Source organism: Chryseobacterium sp. 2VB (genome assembly GCF_005503635.1).
Classification (GTDB): Bacteria; Bacteroidota; Bacteroidia; order Flavobacteriales; family Weeksellaceae; genus Chryseobacterium; species Chryseobacterium cupriresistens.
This window is the reverse complement of sequence record NZ_SCNC01000026.1, coordinates 1-20,111: the sequence shown is the minus strand read 5'-3', so window position 1 is coordinate 20,111 and position 20,111 is coordinate 1. Positions and strand designations below refer to the sequence as shown.

Below are 20,111 nucleotides of genomic sequence, written 5' to 3'. Positions count from 1 at the left end.
AATATAAACAATGCAGACACAAAAAGTAATAGATCATATTGTAAGCTGGTTAAAGGATTATGCTACAAATGCTAAGGTAAACGGATATGTAATCGGGGTTTCAGGAGGAGTAGATTCCGGAGTAGTTTCTACTTTAGCAGCAATGACAGGCATGAAAACATTACTGATCGGAATGCCGATCCGCCAGAAAGCCGATCAGGTAGATCGTGCACAGGATCATATGAATGACCTTAAATCCAGATTTCCCAATGTAGAAACAATATCCGTCAATCTTACGCCGGCTTTTGAAGAGATCTATAAAACCTTCCATGTAAATGATGAGGTATACCCAAATGAGAATTTGACTTTTGCCAACACAAGAGCACGTCTCAGAATGCTTACACTTTATTATTACGGACAGCTGAACGGGCTTCTTGTTTGTGGAACAGGAAACAAAGTAGAAGATTTCGGAATTGGATTTTATACGAAATATGGAGATGGCGGGGTAGATGTTTCACCGATTGCTGATCTTTATAAAACTGAAGTATATGAACTTGCTAAAGGATTAAATCTTATCAAAAGTATTCAGGAGGCTATTCCTACAGACGGGCTTTGGGATACGGAAAGAACAGATGAGCAGCAGATTGGCGCTACGTATCCGGAACTGGAAAAAATCCAGAAAGAATATGGAACGAAAACGGCTGATGACTACGAAGGAAGAGATAAAGAAGTGTTCCTGATCTTCGACAGAATGCATAAAGCTGCCAGACATAAGATGGATCCTATCCCGGTTTGCGATATTCCTGAAGAATGGAGAGCATAACAATACTATTCATTGGTAAGCTGAATAATACATCATATAGTAAATAATAGTTATGAACGGAAAAATAAGATCTGTATTTTTTATATGTCTGGGACTCCTTTTCGGAATGTCTGTAATGTATGTCTACAGAAACTTTATTGAAAATAAGAAAGATCGGTCAGATTCTGTAAAAAAAGAAACAGTGAGTTACGGAAGTACTTCTTCCGATGGAAGTTCATCTGGTCAGGTTTCTATAGATCAGCTTACAGAAGAGAAAACGGTAATCAGCTATGTAAAGCAAAATCATAAGCTGCCGGATTATTATATCACTAAAAAAGAAGCAAGGAAACAAGGTTGGAATCCTTCTCAAGGAAATCTTTGTGATGTACTTCCCGGAAAAGCTATCGGCGGAGATCATTTCGGAAACAGAGAAGGACGTTTGCCGGATGGAGAACGATACTTTGAAGCAGATGTAAACTATCATTGTGGTGGAAGAAATGCTGACCGTATCATCTATACTCAAAATGGCGATGTATACCTTACCAAAAACCATTATAAAAGTTTTGAAAAACAATAATGCGTAAATAGCATCAGGTCATTGCTTCGTCACTTTGTTCCTCGCAATGGATAGTGCATAATTTGTATTTAAATAATGATAAGTCGTAATTTTGAAAAATAAAATATTGTATGAGTGGCTCTGAAAAGATCCGCAAAAAATGCAAGACTTTTTTAATCAATAAAAATTGGAAATTTAATTCAATATGAAGACAGTATATATAGATTTTACAGACATAGGTGACTATGAAGATTTTTACACCCAGCTAAAGGAGAAAGTTGAGCTTCCTGAGCGTTTTGGGGATAATCTTGACGCCCTTTTTGATACCATCACCGGTAGTCTGGAAATGCCGCTCCATTTAGAATTCGTCAACATGACTGTAGATCAGCTGGAGATATTCGAAGATCTTCTGACGACGCTGGAGGATGCGGAAGAAGAAGTGGATGATTTTAGTTTTACCTATTATCTCGAGCAGTATGAAGACGAAGATGACGATGTAGAATCTGAAGAATAATAAAAAAGAAAGGCTGTTCCAATACAGGAAACAGCCTTTTTTATGCTGATCCTTATTCTATAGTATTGAAATCTTTATTCTTTATCATACAAACCTAACAGGTTTTCAAAACCTGTTAGGTTTCTTATTTTATTTCACTGTAACGTTTGTTCAGGACTAGCCGATGTTAACTTTTTGCTTCACAGCCTGTAAAAGCTTCAAACTTGGACGGTGTTTAAAATATCAAGTTTACTTTAGTTAAAAATCTCATCTTTTCAATTTGCTATCTCGCTTTAGTTACAAAAACGTCGAATCAAAATAAAAAGGAAGCAGATCTTTCACTGCATGTACTTTTACAACCTCCTCATTCATGCTTGAGAAATAAAGATCGATGTTTTCATTCTGTTTGGTTTCATACTCAATTAAACTCTGGCGGCATGCTCCACACGGAGGAATTGGAGGGTTTTTCTCATGAAATTCTTTAGGTCCGCCCACAACGAAGATCTTTTTTATTTTCACATCCGGAAAGTTGGCAGCTACCCAAAAAACTGTCGTTCTTTCTGCGCACAATCCTGACGGATAGGCTGCATTCTCCTGATTGTTCCCGGAATAGATTTCTCCGTTTTCCAGTAATACGGAACATCCTACCAAAAATTGAGAATAAGGTGCATATGCATTCTCACGAGCCTCTTTGGCTCTCTCAAATAATTGTTTTTCTATATCGCTCAGCTCACTGCTATTTTTAAAATATTCGTAACCGATCTGTATGTCTTTTTTCATATATTGTCAACTAAAAAAGGGGGGTAAAATTAGTTCTTTTTAATGAAGTGGGCAATATTTATTCTTCCCCTGAAAAGTTCAATTTTTTAATGTTTAAAAATGTTATACACACCGATAAAATTCAGAAATATAGAGTTGAAAAACAGATGGGTAATGTCACCCATGTGTATGTATTCATGTGAAAACGGAGAGGCTAACGACTTCCATTTTGTACACTACGGAAGCAGATCGCAGGGCGGTACCGGTCTTTTGATGGTAGAAGCTACAGGAGTAGAACCCAAAGGAAGAATTACCAATCACTGCATGGGAATCTGGAATGATGAACAGGCAGTGAAACTGCAAAGAATCGTAGAATTTGTACACAAAAATTCAGAAAGTAAAATAGGAATTCAACTGGCCCATGCCGGAAGAAAAGGATCAACATGGAATAATATACAGATTCCTGTGGAAGAAGGTTGGGAAACGGTGGCACCAAGTCCTATTCCTTATCACCCTACGGAAAGAATTCCGCATGTACTGAGTACAGATGAGGTAAAGGACATTGTTCATAATTTTAAAAAAGCAGCCCGAAGAGCTGTAAAAGCAGGATTTGATATCATCGAAATTCATGGAGCTCACGGATATTTGATCCATCAGTTTCTGTCGCCGCTTTCCAATATCCGAACGGATGAATATGGAGGCAGTTTTGAAAACAGAATCAGATTTCTGATCGAAATTGTAGATGCTGTTAATGAAGAACTGGACGAAAATACTGCCCTTTTTGTAAGAATTTCAGGAACGGAATATGCTGAGAATGGCTGGGATATTCAGAGTAGTGTAGCGCTGGCAAAAATTTTAAAAGAGCATTCCGTAGACCTAGTAGATGTATCCAGCGGTGGAAATATTCATGGAGCGAAAATCCCGGTTTTCGATGGTTATCAGGTTCCTTTTTCTTCGCAGGTGAGAAATGAGGCTGAAGTAAAGACAGGTGCGGTAGGATTGATTACCAGGGTAGAACAAGCCGAAGAAATCCTTCAGAAAGGGGATGCTGATCTTATTTTCATAGCACGGGAGATTCTTAGAAATCCTTATATTGCTGTTCAGGGATCTTTTGAAATGAAAGAAGACTGCTTTTTCCCGCATCAGTATACCAGAGCCAAAATCTCTTCTTAGTTACCCCAATAATCTGTAAAACCACAGAAATGAATATTGATGATTTCATGCTTACCTGCCCCAGTAAAAAATTCCTTGGGGTAGAATGTCTGGGATGTGGCGCTCAGAGAGCGATCCTGTTGGTATTTGAAGGGAAGTTTTCGGAAGCGTTTCAAATGTATCCGGCTGTATACACTTTATTATTATTCTTTTTGATCCTTGGGGTAAGTTTTATCGATAGAAAAAGAAAATACAGTAAAATTTTAATGATTATGGTGGTCGTTAACCTGATTATTATGGTAATCGGGTATATGTACAAACATTGTTAACTATTAGAATCAACGGTAACTGTTTGATTATTAGTTGATTTTGTGTTTTGATCTTCTTCGGTGTTATATAGAAAAATTTTAATAAAAAATATAATTTATTAGATTAAAATTCCTGTATTGTTTTGTTGTGTAGAATTTTAAAATGTCGTAGAACTACTACAATTTATGAAACAGTGCCTTAAAAACTTTTTAAATTAGAACATGAACTTTATCTTTGTTATATAAATCCTATAGCAGGGATCTCGTTAATGATTAAAATTTAAGAATATGGCAGGAAATTCAAGAGGAATCTTAAAATTCAATGGAGGTGAAGGTCAGAAGTTGTTAAAGCTTAACTATAGTGTGTCAAGATCTACAGATGTTTCAGGACGTGTAGCCTCTGACCCGTCAAACGCATTGATCAAAGTAACAATTGAAGCAACAGAAAAATCTGATGTTTTAGAAAGTTTATTAAACAGTAAATACAAACCGACTAGCGGAGAAATCAACTTTAATAAATCTCACGAAGAAGGAACATTGATCTCTCTGAAATGGGAAAACGGATATGTTATCCAGCATGAAGTAGACTTTGATGCCATTGATAGCAATAATATGCTGATCAGCTTTGTAGTAAGTGCTGAAAGCATCACATATGGAAATTCATCTTATGACGGACTTTGGCCGATGAGCTAAGTCTTTCATGAGCCAGAAATAAAAGACTGTCCTTACAAGACGGTCTTTTTTTACCTAGGACTATATTCTGCAGGATTTTTGTTTTTAATTTTTAAACTCTCTTTCTGTTGGATAATCGTTTAAAAAACAAATCAAATCACTAAAAATATGTCAAATACACCTGGAAACTCACAAGCGGCGTCTTTTCGTCCGACGCAGAATGCAGATGGTATTTCCGAAAACCATCACACAGGTATCAACCGTCTGGTAAAGCTTTCTCTTGTCATAGAAGGGAAAATTATCAAGTACTACAAGCATTTCAGGCTTAAACAAAGTACCAGACGACATCACGAATTTACACTGACACTGGCACACGATACTCTGGGAGACAGACAGACCCACTCACTGGAGGAAGCTAATAAATTTCTCGGAAAAAGACTTACGGCGGTTATTTCCTATAAAGATATAGATAACAGTCCGGAACGAACTTTTGTGGGAGTGATTACCGGAGTAGGATTCAGTCAGGAGCATATGAGTCTGGGAAATATTGTACTCACAGGATACAGTCCGACCATCCTTCTTGACGGGGCACCGCATATCCAGAGCTTTGGAGGAGGCCAGCCGGTTAATATCGGAATTATTGCAGAAGAAGTGATCAAACAGGGGATTGATAAAAGCCGTTTTGATATCAGGGTAGATGCCAATAATTTTTCTCAGATCATCTATAGCAGCCAGTATGATGAAACCCATTATAACTATCTGGCAAGAATGGCTGAAGCCTATGGTGAGCAATTTTACTATGACGGTGAAGTTTTACATTTCGGAAAACTTCCGGCTCAGAATAAACCTATTACCCTTACGTACGGAAGCAGCGCCAACGAAATAAAGGTTGAGCTGAAAGCGGTACACACCAAACCACAATTTTACGGTTATAACAGTAATAAAAATGAAAGGCTGACTTCAGGGTCTACACCCATCAAACACGTAAGTGATCTTGCAAAAACAGCATACAGTCATAACGACACTATTTATAAGACTCCGGCTCTGCAGATTGCTCCCATTAAAGCCACTACACATCTGGATGTGGAATATTCGCAGAAAAGCGCTTCAGGAAGTGAGGCAGTAAATGTTTTTTCTGTTTCAGGAAATACAACGGTTCCTTTCCTTCACCCGGGGTGTGTAGCAGACGTCCAGATGCGTAAACAGGATTCTAATGAAACTTCATATTTCACTAGAATCATGATTACAGAATCAGAACATGAAATTGACACCATCGGTCATTATAAAGGAAGCTTCGTAGGAATAGCAGCAGATACAGGGTTTCTTCCAAAGCCGGAATACACCATTCCGAAAGCTGAGCCACAAACTGCCACCGTAATTTCCAATACGGATCCCGAAGGACAGGGAAGGATACAGGTAAGATTTGACTGGCAGACCAACGACACCACTCATTTTATCCGTATGATGAGCCCTGATGCCGGAGGAACAGATCAGATTACCCAAAACCGTGGATACGTAGCAATTCCGGAAGTGGGAGATCAGGTGATGGTTAATTTTGTGCACAGCCATCCGGACAGACCTTTTGTAATGGGGGGAATGTTCCATGGAGGCGTAGCGTTAGGAGGTGGCGTTAACAATCATCTTAAGTCTATTCAAACCAGAAGTGGAATCAGGATTCTGATGAATGACGAAGAAGGAAGTGTAACCATTCTTGATCCGAGTGGTAATACCTATTTTATGGACGGACAGGGAAATATCAGTATGAAAGCCCCTAAAAACTTTACGTTGAATGCGGGTGATAATATCAATATCACCGCAGGAAAAGAAATTTCTATAGGCGCAGGAGCAAGTATTACCAGTACCGCAAACGATAATATTGTTTCCATCGCAGGAAAAGATATGAAACTTACGGCTTCGGGAGATATTACGGAAACTTCCGACACCAGAACGGAAATGATTGAAAAAGAATTCAAAAGACAATCTGAAACCTCCAATGAAATTGCAGGGGAAATTTCCATGTTCAGTCAACTGGAAAATATGACCATGCAGAGCGGAAAGATTGTAGAATTCAACAGTGCTGAAAAATCAAAACTCTTCTGATATGGCAATCATCAAAACAGCAACTAACCTGCGCATAACAGTTAAAGATTCTTACCATCTGAGTGTAGGAAAAAAGGTTGAGAAAATAGCAAAGAAAATCAATGTGGAAGCCTATAGAGATAACCTGGTTTTAGCAAGTAACAAGAAGATTATGTCCCATGGCCATAAGTAAATATAAACTGCTGATTCTTTTTATATGGTGTTTTTCATTAACGAATTGTCAGAATAAAAAAATGGAAGAAAAATACAGTTGGCTGGGAACCGTTTCTGCCCCGGAGGAGTACCCGATGGAAGTCTATGAAGGAGCTATTGTTGCAGATGGTTTTACTTACAGTTTTGATGCCATCTGGGGAACACAGAATACAGGCTGGGGTAAAGAAGGCGGTACCATGAACGTCAATACCGAAAGTATGAGTGCGCCCCATAAACTGGAATTTACATGGTACTCTTTGGTAGAAAATAAATTCTACACCGGAAAATGGGACCTGGATAAAGAAAAGATCAAAAAACTTTTGGATGAGGGGTTTGTAGATCAGGACACAAAAAAGAAAGCCACTTACAATTCCTTTGTGGTAGGATTAGCTCCACAGGGAAGAGTTGTGCTTTGGATGAAAGGTCCGGGAAACCAGAAAGAAGTAGGTGCTTTTCAGGCTCATGATACCATTATCACCAAAGAAAAAGCATACGATAATGCTCAGTATATGTTGAATGAAGGCTTTGCAGAAAGAATGTTGAAAGATCCGTCTTATAAGACATTCAAGCCGGAAATTCGTGAGAAAATTGAAAAAGAAGGTTATCCGCCAGCAGATATTTATAACGTATACCGGGAAAAATACAGCTGGAAACCTTCCGTGATTCTCCCTGAAGGAGCCACCTGGATAGATTTTGGTTTTACCAGTTACAACGGCGAGCAGGAAAATCTTTTTGACCAGAGCTTAAAAGTGAATACGTACAAAAGCAGGGCTATACCACGATTCTGCGGTTTTTACTGGAAAGACAAAAACAACAACAGGTATGCAGTATGGATAGACGCTTTTGATGATAAAGAGATATTTGATCTGTTTCAGAAATCAGGAAAAGACAAAAATATTGATCTGACCATTAAAGTAAACGAAGACAATACAAAGGTCCTGGTCTCTTTAGAATCTGAAAAAGAAAAGCTGGCAGTTACCAAAGCAAAAATAAGGGTGTCCCGAAAGATAGAATGATAATATTCACTCAGTCAATTTAAAAACAAGAACGATGCACAACAATCAATTTGGAAGTTATACACCATCTGTATCCAAAGAGGAAGTACTGGATATTACCATTGGGATTTTTTTTGACGGAACCCTGAATAATAAAACCAATACAGAGGAAAGAAAAAAGGGAACAGATGCCCACAAAAAACATGGTGGTGGAGCTAAAGACAATACCAGTTATAATAATGACTGGAGTAATGTAGCCCGCATGTGGGATAACTATGATAAAAACTTCGGAATTTATATAGAAGGTATCGGTACACTGGATAAAGAAGGAGATGCTACGCTGGGATATGCTTTCGGAACCGGAGAAACCGGGATCAGATCAAAAGTGAGAAAAGGCTGCGAAGAAATTGTAAAAAAGGTGAAAACCATTAAAGCAGAAAAGAAAGCCGATAAAATTGCTGTTCTTACTTTCGATGTATTCGGATTCAGCCGTGGAGCTGCTGCCGCACGGAATTTTGTATATGAAATTGGAAAAGCAAAATATAAAGCCAGTTCACGCACCGTCGCAAATGAAGCTGTTTCAGTGACTACCTATTCAGATGATGACGGGAAAAGTGTAGACGCAGAAGAACTTCCGAAATGGGGGCACCTTGGCCTTAAGCTCGAAGAAGCAGGATTAAAGGTAGATGTTTTAAAAGTAAGGTTTCTGGGGATTTACGATACCGTTTCTTCCTATTCAAAATATCTGTCACCAGTTCCCAATTTCAGCAATGATGTAGAAGAATTAAGCCTGAATGAAATTGGAAAAGCCCAGACTGTAGTTCACTTTATCGCAGCCGATGAACACAGAGAAAACTTTGACCTGACAAGGGTACATATCGGAACTGAAAAAACTTTTCCGGGTGTACACTGCGACGTGGGTGGTGCCTATGAAAACGGACAGGAAACGTGGGAAGAAGTGGAAACATCCTGGACAACCAGTTCCAAATTAGAAGCATTAAAAGCAGAACTCGTATCAGAAGGTTGGTACGAAAACGATATGCTTACCATTACCCCCGGGTTCTATTTATCATTGAGAGGTTCCCGTTATCTGCTGAAAACTTACAGCTATATTCCTCTACATTTTATGGCTGAATACGGCATTGAAAAAAATCTTCCTATCACCTTGAAAAAAATGACTGATGATAAATATTCCATTTTGAATGATCAGTTTTTAATAGGAATAAAAGACCGTCTCAGAACTTATGTGATGGGAAATGGCAAACCTTATGCCTTCAAACATTTTAAAGCGCTGCGTGATGCTTATGGTGGAAACGAAGTCCCGGAAGACCGTCAGGATGCTTATCAGAAAGAAGTAAAAGAACAGAACGATTTGAGATTCCTTCGTCTTCATTACCTTCACTGGTCAGCAAGAAGAGAAAAAATAGGTATGGATCCGAGACCGAACAGAACAAGAGTTATCCATTAGAATTAAATTTAAAAAAAATGCCATCCAAAGAAAGAAATTGAAGCAGGAACATTTATGCAGAAATATAATATACATACCGTTCAGAAAGATGAAACTTTAAAAAGTATAGCCTCGCTGTACGGGCTGGATAAAGATGCATTAAAACTTTTCCATAATAACCACTGTGCTGTGAAAGATATGATTCTGATCAATCTCAACGGGCAGAAAGAGCTTTTTGTTCCGAGAACAGCGGTTGCTGATCAAAAGAGTCTGGTTAAATTCGGAAAAGGAAACAGCCTTACTCTTCAGCCTGAAAACAAAGTGCGAAGATACAGTGTCGTTATTACCATTGAAAAAGGAGAATCGAAAAACGAATTAAAATATGAAACATCAGTTCGCTGGCTGAAAACAGAAAAAGGACATCATTTTTTTGAGATAGACAGAACATCAAAACTCTATCTCAACGAAGAAGAAGTAAATGAAATTGCAGATCTGCTGGCTTACAGAACCTCCGGGGTTTTATATCCTTTACAGATCAGTGCAGATGAACATGGAAAGTTTGAAACCGTAGAAAATGCAGAGGTCTTTTCCAAAAGATGGGCCGCTGTAAAAGAAGAACTCTATAAAGAATTTGAAGGCGAAACGGTAGACGAATACTGCGGAAAGATTGAAAAAGTGATCAGCCAGCCCGAAGCCATCAATATGTATATTAAAAATGATTATTTCATCCGCTCTTTATTTTTTGGAATATATCAGCGTTTCGGAAATGAATATAGAACTGAGATGACAGAAACCTTTCCGGTAACAGATAATGCCATTGAACCTGCATATAAACTCACACTGGAAACAGATCCGGTGAAAGGAGAAACAGGTCTGATTACCATAGAAGGATATGGAAAGTTATATGAAGAAAGAAATATTGATGATTTTATAAGAAAATCACCTTTTTCATTGATTATAGAAGATCATCCTGTGATGAATGAAGAAGGAACTTTCAGACTCATAGGCTATCTGAAAGGAGAAACTTCACTTCCGGAATCTCTTTACCTCGAATGCAGTATCATGCTGCAGGAAGAGAAAAAGATTTCAGTATCAGTTTCAGGAATTGATGAAAACTAAATTACCATTTCACTAAAGATAAAATTAATATGGCAGAAAAACATATTGTAGTACAGGGCGCCCTATGCAAATGCCAGTTCGGACAGGTTCCGGACAAGCTGAAAGTACTTACACACCAAAAAGAATATGCCAATGATAAAAGCGCTTCCAAAAAACTGATCGTTACTACGAAAGAAATAGGAGCAGCCACATTTGAAAAAAACACATTCGGAAACTGTACCAAAATGGGAGGTCCGCCTCCACCATGCAAAATTATGGTTACAGAATGGCAGAATTTTTATGATAAAGTACAGCTCAGCAATGGCGGATATATCATTGTGGAAGACAGCAAAGCCGTGTGTGCTGTTGCCGGAACGCCATGCATCGAGATTATAGACCACGGGCAAAGAGCAGAAGCCAGCCAGCAGAACTTTAAAAATGCCGACAAAGATGTTCAGCAGCAGATCAATCCGCTGGTAGATTCCGAAGAAATGTATAACGACCAGCCTTCAGGAGGAGGGCAGGATGGTGCAATCTAAATGATAAGAAAATGGCAAAAGGCGTAAAAAAAATAAAAGTTGTAAGCGGATTGTATTACCCCAAAATGTCTGTATTAGGGCAAAGGATTACCATAAAACCGGATCAGTGGGTGCAGTTTGGTGTGGATGAATGGCTGCCGGGCACCACAGATGCCGACAAAAAGAAACCTCTTACCTGGATGAGGCAGAACAGCAGCAAAAAAATTATCATCAATCAGATAACCTCTGCTACCGGATATAAATTTTTAATTGGTAAGCAGTACTGCGGAAGCTATCAGTTTTATATTGAAGCCAGTCTTTCAGGAGTAAGAGACCCTAAAGGTAATACAGGGCTATATGTAAAAGGCTGGTGTGAACCCAAAATTGTGAGCAGCAAATGGTCTACCCAGAAGAACAGCAAAAGCATTAAAAACAATAAAAAAGTTGATTATATTTCCTATGGACATATTGTTCATCTGAACCTCGTGACAGAAGGACTCAATGGAAATACAGTCAGCATTGAATTGTGGAATCAGCAGTCCGCAAAAGCAGATAAACTAGTACATACCTATAACAATGTACAGGTAATAGACGGTGAAGTGAATCTGAAAATAGAAAACACCTTTGCCTGGATGGCCTTTGTAGACAATATCCAGAATGTAGAGGAGTTCTATGTTAAAGTAAAAGATGTTGCATCCAAAAAGTACATTAAAGACAAGCTTGGAGATGACCTTCATGCCATCTATCTGAATGTAAAAAATAAAGTAGTTACTACCAATACCAACGGAGCCCAGAACCAGACACCAACTAAAGTGTATAAGCCGGATGTAAATTCCGTCAGGCTGGAACCTTGTAAGTTTGAAGTGATCAAAATCACAGAAAGTGAAATAAAAGACGGAAAGGCTAATAATATAACCGTTAAAGTTTTTGATAATGGTAATGGTATAAAGCAAATACAGTCACCGGCGCTTCAGGAACATATTAAAAGAACCATCTTTTATAAATTCGATTCTACAGAAATTGATAAAGATGGAGTCGCCATCCTGAATAATGTACTCAAATTCCTTTTAGAACATAAAGATGCCACCATGAATCTGAGTGGCTACGCTTGTGTAATCGGAAAACAGAATTACAATAAAGGTCTTTCCCAGAGAAGAGCGGATGTTGTGAAAAAATTCTTTGCAGACGGTGGATTAGATCCAAGAAGAATCATCTCTGTGGGAAAAGGAGAAGTAGATCCTACTGACGATAAAAAAGGAAGAGATAATATAAAGTATAAAAATGAGAAAGACTACGAAAATAACCGTAGAGTAGACATCTCATTTGTATTCAATGCCCATGATGCACAAACGGTTAACTATGAAGTGACAGCACCTAGTGTATCCATGAAGAAAGATATAACGATTGATGTTACCGGTTTTCAAACCAATGAATGCTTCAGAGACAGCAAAGGGAAACATAAAAAACAGGTCCTGATGGTAGATGTAGGTCAGGCAATAGATAAAGGAGATACTGTAAAGACATTTACCACACCATCATTTAATTATGGAGTATACTCAGATCTATCACAATTCAATGCTTTTCCTATACAATATATCTGGCCGATGTGGACCACCCCCAATCAGTTCCATCTTCACGCACATTCCTGCAGGTATTTTAGCAATGAAAAGAGAACAACCGTATTAATCAAAGCTTACCCGGACATTAAATGGACACTCACTTTCTTTGTTAATCTTACCAATGAACTGAGTGTGAAATGGCAGAACCAGCCAGCGGCAAAACATAAAGACCTACAGGCTAAAGCCGGTAAAATAGGTGCTGAAAGAAGATGGAAACAAAAGGATGCTTCCTTCGGATTCAGCCTGAAAAGTGAATGGGAAAAGAACAGAAGCGGCAGTTTTCAGAAAAGTAAGGAAGTTAAAGGAGAATACGAGACAAAATTCAAAAAGCTTTATGATCTTTTCGGATCAATGGGAGCAATGTCTGACGGTATTACCAACAAAACTAAAGGACAGGTTAGAAATATAGGTTTTAAAGGTCTTCCGGTAACTTTCGCAATCAAGCCTCCCAATATTAATCTGAAAGGTGAATGGTGTTTGGAAAGAGCCAAACAGAAAAATACCGAAATAGAAAGATTAGGAACAAAGGTTGATATATCTTTTAATGCAGAACCCCTGATAGGATTAGAAGTTACAATAGACCTCCTTTGTACAGCTGTAGGACTGGTGGCAGGAGCCGTGAGTGGTGGAACCGCGGCACCAGGTGCTGTAAGGTTGTATGGAGTGATCAAAGACCAGATGAATACAGGAGTTGAGTTTGGGAATGATGATTTCGGAGCTAAACTGAGTTCAGATGTTTACATTGATCTTGTTATTTCAAGTGAAATCAAAACATCAATTGGTTTTTCATTCAATACCGTAAGTGAAAAAAGTGATAAGCAAGGAAAAATAGAAGCTAAAAATACCCTTAAAATTGAATTAAAAGCAGGGGTTTGGGCAAAAGCAGAAGCCAATCTTGTCATTGTGAAAGTAGAAGGATATTTTGAAATGAGCGGAAAGGGATCAGCTTCCATTACATTCGGGCATGGTGTGAAATTTGATGATAAAGGATTAAATTACCGCCCGGAATTAGGATTTGATGGACTCAACGCTGAGTATGTGATTAAAGGAAAAGTAGGAATGTCTGCAAAAAAGAAAATACCTAGAGGTGGCAGTAAAAAACCGGCAGAACTAAAAGGAAGTTCAGAAGACGATGGTATTATCGCAGAAGGTAAATTTAACGAAATTGTACCTAAATTTGATGTCATCAAAAGTCTTGAAGAACTTTTCGGATTCAGTGCCGATATTCCGTTAATAAGAAATTAGATCATATGAAAAAGATAGTTTTAATAATTTTGTGTTTTATCATGTTTGTATCATGCCAGTCACAACAAAAAACAGATCTGGAAAAAATAGATTTTTCCAAAGGATATAAAGAAGTTCTGAAAGATACCAAATATCAGACAGAAGCGAGGGAAATTGTAACTACATTGCCTGTAGCTTATACCAAAGATGTTTCCAGATATAAATTCGGAAATATATCGTTTCCCGAACACAAAGAAAATAATGTAAAAAACTCCACCGTAGGATTACTCATTAACAATACTACAGAAAGGCTTACTAAAGGCGTGAAAATAGAACTGGAAGATACTGCTGCAGGTAACGATCTTTTAGCCTATCTCAAATCACAATACAAAAATCCTAAAGTTCTTGCAGGAGTTCCTGCAAAGAACAGTGAAGGTAAAATATTGGGGAATGCAGCCTATGCCTGGGATTTGAAAGGTAAAACAATGGTATTGGTACAATATTATGAATACACCAATAATAAACCCAATACTTCCTCTGTTCTCTATATTGTAGACAATCAGGTGAAGACGGCAGACGGGCAGGAAACAGCAGCATCACACCTGCTAAAAACGTATACTTCATAGCAGATTCTTATTGATGGATAATTATGATTATTATGCAGAAAAAGTAATTACGTATTTACCGTTAGTTATACTTTCTGTCATTGCAGTTATTTTACTACTTCCTAATTCTAGAAAAAGATTTTTAAGAATTCAGGCATCATTACCCACATCCAAAATAAAATCTGTGGCCATGGGGCTGGTAGAAATTCAGGGAAAACTTATTATGAAAGAACCTTTGATTTCACCCGTCGCGAAAGAAGAATGCATAGGATATTATTATACAATTGAAGATGTGACCAGAGATAAAGAAGGGAAAAATTCTTATAAAACAATTCATAGAGAAACCCAGTGCAATCTCTTTCTGATGCAGGACGATTCAGGAACCATTGAAATACATCCCGAAGGCATAGAATTGATATTCATCGAAGAAACCAATGTAAGTTATAACGGACAGAAAAGATACAAGGAAACATTGCTTAAATCCGGCCAGGAAATGCTTCTGGTGGGAGCTGCCGATTCAAGAAACGGGGAAGCTTTCATCAGAAAAGATACAGGGCATAAGATTTTAGGAATTACTACTGTTGCAGGAATTTCAGTCTGGAATAAATACCAGCCCCTGTTGAGGTCATTTATTGTCACCTGTATTGTTATACTTATCGTAATGATTTTAATCTTATCACAATAATGAATCAACTTGTAGCAATTGTTATCGCCGTTTTTCTTATCGTGGCCATCGTGGCTTTTTTCATCAGTTTGTATAACAAGCTTGTCATGCTGAAATTCAATGTGGAAAAAGCGTATGGGAATATAGATGTTATTCTGAAGCAAAGAGCAGACGAAATTCCAAACCTTGTCAATGTAGCCAAACAGTTTATGGCACATGAAAAAGACCTGCTTACCAAACTGACAGACCTAAGAACTTCCTATAATAACACCAATGATTCCGACAGAAAAACAGAGCTTGCCAATGAGACATCAAAAGCACTTTCATCATTTTTTGCTGTTTCAGAAAACTATCCCGGCCTGCTGTCAAACAATAACTTCCTGGAACTACAGAAAAGAGTTTCCGGAATGGAAGATAAAATAGCAGACAGAAGAGAATTTTTCAATGACAGTGTAAACCTCTATAATATAGGAATTCATGAGTTTCCCAATGTTATATTGGCAAAAATGCTGGGCTATAAAGACAAAACCCTATTAGACGTTTCAAATCAGGAAAAACATTATGAAGGAGTTCAGTTTTAATACATTTTTCGGATATGAAAATATATTGATGGAAAAACCCGAAATTGTTTTGTTTGGGGCGATGCTTCTTCCTATAGGACTGATTATGATGGTGAGTATCATAGGATGGGTGTTCAGGAAACTGAAATTCAATATGTATATCATTCAGGCAATACTGTATACCTTGCTTTTCACCTTCTTTTTTGGAACGGTTACCATGCTCATTCTTTTTTTTATAACAGATAAAAACGGAGTTAAACTTGCGTGGTGCTGGAGCTCTATTTTCCTTGGAATGTTTTGTTTTAGCATCATCAATACCAATACCATCAGTAAAATGTTTACAGACTGGTCTAAAATCATTAAAAACTAAAATTATGATACAACAACCTTATTATATGATCGACTTCAGTGCATCAGCCTGTTTGTTTGAAATAAGGATTAATGATTATCCTGTGATTCATATGAATGTTGAGGGACAGGTTGCCACCAATATTCCTATCAATTTTGCCATATTGAAAAGTGGTGTTCAGACGATATCAGCAACCATTTTACCTAATATTGGCGATGTTCAGCTGCATCCTAAATCAGAACTGAAATTTAATGTCAAACTTTTTGATGTGGCTAATGATTTTGTTTTTGATAAACAGTTTGGAGACTATCATTCAGAGGCTATTGAAGACAAAAAGAAACAGGTTATCAAATATGTTGGCTCCTTTAAAGCAGAAGTTCCTTATCAGCTTTCGGCATGGCAGAACGGGAGAAACCTGCAGGATATTAAAGACAGCAGAAAAAAACTGGAGCAGGCTTATGATCATATATCAAGATTAATAAGAGAAAATAAATTTGAAGATTATAAGAAATCAATTTCCAGAAGAGAAGAAAATATGGCTGCTTCTATGTATCTGTCAAAAGCAGAATCGGAAGAACGCTTTACTGATCTTGTAAAAGATTTCAAGTCCGGATTTAAAATACAACCTGTTTCTAAAGATGCCGTTATGTTTGTATGTGCGGAGAATAGAGTTGCCTTTTTAAAAAAAGTAAACGGGGAGTCTGCTTTATATCTGGAAAATCCTGAAACAGAAGAAGAACTGATGCTTGATATTTCATTTTATATACCTGAAGGAAAAGAAGAATTTGAAATAATATAAGCGTTTTATATTCATGCAAACAATAGGAATTTGAAGTTAAAAAATGAATAAAAAACGTTTTCCGGATACTTGAATCATTTTTTTTCTGTTCTATTATTGATAACCGCTTACTAACACTAACATTATGAAAAGATTGAAATATATAGTAATACCAATGCTCTGTCTGGCAGTTACTTCATGCGGCCATCAGAAAAATAAAGATACTGAGTCTTTGGTTGAAACACAGGGAAGTACCCAGACCGAACCTTTCAATCTTGCTAAACTGAAAGCAGGACAAAATATCAACGATATTTTAAAATCTGCCGGAGCAACAGCAAAAGAAGCTGTCCGTACCAGTGAAGTTACCCTGATCGGAAATGAAAAGCTGGCTTTTGCTTCAAAAGAATTATTGCACTTCAATGGAATTGATCTGGAAGGAAAAAATAATAAAAATACAAACAAAGTAATTTTACATTTCGGAAAAGTAGATCAGGAAATTGGCCCGCTTGCCAATGAAAAAGAAGACGAACTGGGAATGTATCAGCTTGATATTTATACAGAGGAGGAAAAAACAGCACTTCTGGAAAACTTAAACAAAACACTTCAGAAACCTAGCTTTGATACCATTCGGGAAGGTTTTGAATCAGAAGTTAAAGATAATGAGATCATTCGGACACATAACAAACTCAGACAGGAAGTCGCGATCTGGAGAAGTAAAGATATGCTCTATTATTACTGCGAAACCAAAATAGATAACAGACCGGACGAATACCGCTGCAACCTCTTCGTGTTCAGAAATAAAGAATGGAAAGACCTTTTAAAAGGGTCAGGATATCCGGACCTGGATAAAATTTCTGCGAATTAATTAAGATAAAATAAACAGAGAATTTAGAACATTCGCTTAGTCAAATCAGCTTGCTGATTCCTCTCTGCCCTCTAAAATAAAACATTAGAAAAATAAAATCTCTGCGTTAAAATCTCTGCTCAATCAACAAAATCTGCGAGAGTTTAAAAAAATAAATGCCAGTCTAAAAAGACCGGCATTTTTTATATCAAATTACTATTTGAACTATTTCACTATAAACTGCATCGTCACCTGATCCAGTTTCAAAATATAAACTCCCTGACCAAGATTTCTGGTTTTAATAGAATTTCCATTTCTGAAAGGCTGGTCAATTGTCTGAAGAGTTTTCCCCTGAAGGTTATAAATCTCGGCTTTTTTTACTTTCTGAAGATCTCCTTTTACAAAAATCTCCTGATTGGTAACAGGGTTAGGAGAGATCTTAAAGCTGTTGGATGTAGTTTCTGCTGCTGTATTTTGAGCCATTCTTGCTGTTGATCCTGAATAACAAGTCCATGAAAGATCATCAATAGCCACTCTGTTACTTGATGAAGTATTAACCAGGCTTACCACTACATTTCCGGAAATATTGATATTATTGATAGTCGTGGTTGTAGATGAAGTACTGTAAGGAATAGTTCCTACGGTTGTTCCATTTACTTTTACATCAAAAGTACCATTGGTTCCTGAGAATTTAAGCTGTGTAGTTACTGTTAAAGAACCAATACCGTTTGCAGAACTGCCGGAAGTTAAAGAACCGTTTCTTACCGTAATTGCTTTATTATTAATAGTCTGGTCTGTTCTTGCATCCGTTGCGGTCCAGGAAATGCCGCCATTGCTCCATGTTCTGGTTGTATAAGTAGAGTTGGCTGCAGGAATGGTTTCAAAATTTTCATTGGCACAGCTGGTTCCTGGAGTAGTCCCGCCAGAAGTAGTAGTACCGGAAACTGTTGAACTGTTCGATGAAGAATTTCCAGCTGCATCTTTTGCTACCACGTAAAAACTATAAGTTGTAGAAGGCGTAAGCCCTGAAATGGTTGCTGAAGTTGAACTTGTCGTAGTTTGCAGAATTCCGTTCATGTAAACATTATATCCTGTTACTCCTACATTATCGGTAGAAGCATTCCATGCAAGAGAAATACTGCTGGAAGTTGTTCCTGAAACATTCAGACCTGTTGCTGTAGTAGGCGCCTGTGTATCACCTGAAGGCTGCTGGGAACCCCAGATAAGGTTAACATAATTTGGATTGTCGATAAAAGGGTTTCTGTTCCCCTGAAAAGTATAGGAAGCATTATTTCTTTTGATCTCAGCCTGGGAAACCGGATCCTGATTGTGCCATGCCAAAAGGACATTAAGTTCCCATGTCTGTAATCCCGGGAACGCAGAACTTCCTAACATATTTCCTGACGAAAAAGAAGAAAGCTTGCTTTGATAACGGGTTACAAAATAGAAAATCATACGGGCCACATCTCCTTTAAACTCGTCAATAGGCTCAAATACCGTTCCTGAATATCCTGAAGAAGCAGATGTTCCCAGCTTGGATCCGTTCTGTGAAGTAAAAGAAGCACTTCCTACCTTTCCGAAAGGATAATTACTTCTCATTCCGTTTACCTTTCCGTCTGTAGCTCTGATAAAGTGAATATCCGACACCATTGGAGAGGCCTGATTAAAAAAACTTTGAGGAACAATGTGCTCTCTGTTATAACAGTTTCCTTCACTGGAATAGGTACCGCACTGATCGGTTCCGGGAGTATAGTTATACGGGTCAGCCCCTGCAGGCTTTTCAGAATAAATATCAAGGATAGTTCCGTCATTTTCATAATCTTTGTCAATATCAGTAGTTTTATAACCTGTCCAAAGTCCACTGTATCCTTTATCAATATGTCCGTTGGTGATAATGCTGCTTAATTCAGTTTTCAGTGCTGCACCACTCAGTCCGTTGGCAGAATTGTAGTATCCTGCAGGAGCCTGGGCGTGGGCAAGTCCCGCAAATACAGAAAATAAAATGATTTTTTTCATAATTAATATTTAATACAAAGTTTCAGCAAGAATACCACAATTTTTGTGAATAAAAAATTACAAAATTGTTAATTTTAAACACACTGTATGTAATGCATAATGAGTGATAAATGGTGGATGATGAATGATGATGAACGATGAGGTTTCGTATGTGATTCAGTTTTTTATATCTTGAATTATGATTTTTCTATAATCTATCCTCAGTATTGTAAATTCAATAGGAACGGACTTTAGTCCGTTTAAAAAAGGTGAAACGTCAATTGGCTTCAGATTCTGTGTTAACTTCCAAATATTTTTTATACATTTATATTTATAAAAGCGACCTTGAGTTAGCTTGCGTAGGGTGAACGTCTTTGATTTTTACCCTACTTTCTTCAAAAT

21 protein-coding genes are annotated in these 20,111 nt (G+C 37.6%); 19 read left to right on the top strand and 2 right to left on the bottom strand.

The features are described 5' to 3' along the window. The first annotated feature begins 10 nt into the window (after positions 1 to 10). From nadE to FFS26_RS18770, 3 genes are all read left to right on the top strand, one after another. Entirely contained in the window at positions 11 to 802 is a 792-nt protein-coding gene (gene nadE, locus FFS26_RS18780; protein WP_110011368.1) for an NAD(+) synthase, read from the top strand. A gap of 52 nt (positions 803 to 854) precedes the next feature. Then, positions 855 to 1,358: a ribonuclease domain-containing protein gene (locus FFS26_RS18775; protein ID WP_110011369.1), complete on the top strand. Its 504-nt coding sequence runs from the start codon at positions 855 to 857 to the stop codon at positions 1,356 to 1,358. 184 nt (positions 1,359 to 1,542) lie between these two features. Then, entirely contained in the window at positions 1,543 to 1,851 is a 309-nt protein-coding gene (locus tag FFS26_RS18770) for a barstar family protein (RefSeq protein ID WP_110011370.1), read from the top strand. A gap of 276 nt (positions 1,852 to 2,127) precedes the next feature. Here the strand turns inward: FFS26_RS18770 and FFS26_RS18765 are convergent, their stop codons facing one another. Beyond that, positions 2,128 to 2,610, bottom strand: coding sequence for a cytidine deaminase (locus FFS26_RS18765; protein ID WP_110011371.1), 483 nt, complete (start codon positions 2,608 to 2,610; stop codon positions 2,128 to 2,130). A 99-nt stretch (positions 2,611 to 2,709) separates the two neighbouring features. On the opposite strand from FFS26_RS18765, the gene namA reads away from it, so the two are divergent. From namA to FFS26_RS18690, 16 genes are all read left to right on the top strand, one after another. After that, complete coding sequence (gene namA / locus FFS26_RS18760; RefSeq protein WP_110011372.1) at positions 2,710 to 3,762, top strand: NADPH dehydrogenase NamA; 1,053 nt, start codon at positions 2,710 to 2,712, stop codon at positions 3,760 to 3,762. A gap of 29 nt (positions 3,763 to 3,791) precedes the next feature. After that, complete coding sequence (locus FFS26_RS18755; protein WP_110011373.1) at positions 3,792 to 4,070, top strand: DUF2752 domain-containing protein; 279 nt, start codon at positions 3,792 to 3,794, stop codon at positions 4,068 to 4,070. Between the two features lie 267 nt (positions 4,071 to 4,337). Continuing rightward, positions 4,338 to 4,742, top strand: coding sequence for a type VI secretion system tube protein TssD (gene tssD, locus FFS26_RS18750; protein WP_002977458.1), 405 nt, complete (start codon positions 4,338 to 4,340; stop codon positions 4,740 to 4,742). A gap of 147 nt (positions 4,743 to 4,889) precedes the next feature. Beyond that, positions 4,890 to 6,821 (top strand): type VI secretion system Vgr family protein, encoded by a 1,932-nt coding sequence (locus FFS26_RS18745; protein ID WP_137905787.1) that lies wholly within the window; start codon positions 4,890 to 4,892, stop codon positions 6,819 to 6,821. A 1-nt stretch (position 6,822) separates the two neighbouring features. After that, complete coding sequence (locus FFS26_RS22615; RefSeq protein WP_171006349.1) at positions 6,823 to 6,993, top strand: hypothetical protein; 171 nt, start codon at positions 6,823 to 6,825, stop codon at positions 6,991 to 6,993. 61 nt (positions 6,994 to 7,054) lie between these two features. Next, positions 7,055 to 8,029: a DUF2931 family protein gene (locus FFS26_RS18740; RefSeq protein ID WP_262710327.1), complete on the top strand. Its 975-nt coding sequence runs from the start codon at positions 7,055 to 7,057 to the stop codon at positions 8,027 to 8,029. A 34-nt stretch (positions 8,030 to 8,063) separates the two neighbouring features. Next, on the top strand, positions 8,064 to 9,476 hold the full coding sequence (locus FFS26_RS18735) for a T6SS phospholipase effector Tle1-like catalytic domain-containing protein (protein ID WP_137905785.1): 1,413 nt from the start codon (positions 8,064 to 8,066) through the stop codon (positions 9,474 to 9,476). 54 nt (positions 9,477 to 9,530) lie between these two features. Beyond that, on the top strand, positions 9,531 to 10,574 hold the full coding sequence (locus FFS26_RS18730; protein ID WP_137905784.1) for a hypothetical protein: 1,044 nt from the start codon (positions 9,531 to 9,533) through the stop codon (positions 10,572 to 10,574). A gap of 29 nt (positions 10,575 to 10,603) precedes the next feature. Continuing rightward, a complete protein-coding gene (locus FFS26_RS18725) occupies positions 10,604 to 11,092 on the top strand; it encodes a DUF4280 domain-containing protein (RefSeq protein WP_110011378.1) in 489 nt (162 codons plus the stop codon). Positions 11,093 to 11,103: 11 nt separating this feature from the next. Next, positions 11,104 to 13,935 (top strand): OmpA family protein, encoded by a 2,832-nt coding sequence (locus FFS26_RS18720; protein WP_137905783.1) that lies wholly within the window; start codon positions 11,104 to 11,106, stop codon positions 13,933 to 13,935. A 5-nt stretch (positions 13,936 to 13,940) separates the two neighbouring features. Beyond that, positions 13,941 to 14,540, top strand: coding sequence for a hypothetical protein (locus FFS26_RS18715; protein ID WP_137905782.1), 600 nt, complete (start codon positions 13,941 to 13,943; stop codon positions 14,538 to 14,540). 13 nt (positions 14,541 to 14,553) lie between these two features. Further along, positions 14,554 to 15,204 carry a hypothetical protein gene (locus FFS26_RS18710; RefSeq protein ID WP_137905781.1) on the top strand — a complete coding sequence of 217 codons (651 nt, stop codon included), beginning with the start codon at positions 14,554 to 14,556 and terminating at the stop codon, positions 15,202 to 15,204. Next, positions 15,204 to 15,764: a LemA family protein gene (locus FFS26_RS18705; protein ID WP_110011382.1), complete on the top strand. Its 561-nt coding sequence runs from the start codon at positions 15,204 to 15,206 to the stop codon at positions 15,762 to 15,764. Before FFS26_RS18710 ends, FFS26_RS18705 begins: the two co-directional genes overlap by 1 nt. Beyond that, complete coding sequence (locus FFS26_RS18700) at positions 15,745 to 16,113, top strand: hypothetical protein (protein WP_110011383.1); 369 nt, start codon at positions 15,745 to 15,747, stop codon at positions 16,111 to 16,113. The genes FFS26_RS18705 and FFS26_RS18700 overlap by 20 nt, the downstream gene beginning before the upstream one ends. A gap of 4 nt (positions 16,114 to 16,117) precedes the next feature. Continuing rightward, positions 16,118 to 16,891: a hypothetical protein gene (locus FFS26_RS18695; protein WP_110011384.1), complete on the top strand. Its 774-nt coding sequence runs from the start codon at positions 16,118 to 16,120 to the stop codon at positions 16,889 to 16,891. A gap of 124 nt (positions 16,892 to 17,015) precedes the next feature. After that, positions 17,016 to 17,735 (top strand): hypothetical protein, encoded by a 720-nt coding sequence (locus FFS26_RS18690; RefSeq protein WP_137905780.1) that lies wholly within the window; start codon positions 17,016 to 17,018, stop codon positions 17,733 to 17,735. Positions 17,736 to 17,939: 204 nt separating this feature from the next. Here FFS26_RS18690 and FFS26_RS18685 read toward each other — a convergent pair whose 3' ends face one another. Beyond that, positions 17,940 to 19,730, bottom strand: coding sequence for an endonuclease (locus FFS26_RS18685; protein WP_137905779.1), 1,791 nt, complete (start codon positions 19,728 to 19,730; stop codon positions 17,940 to 17,942). Between the last annotated feature and the right edge of the window lie 381 nt (positions 19,731 to 20,111).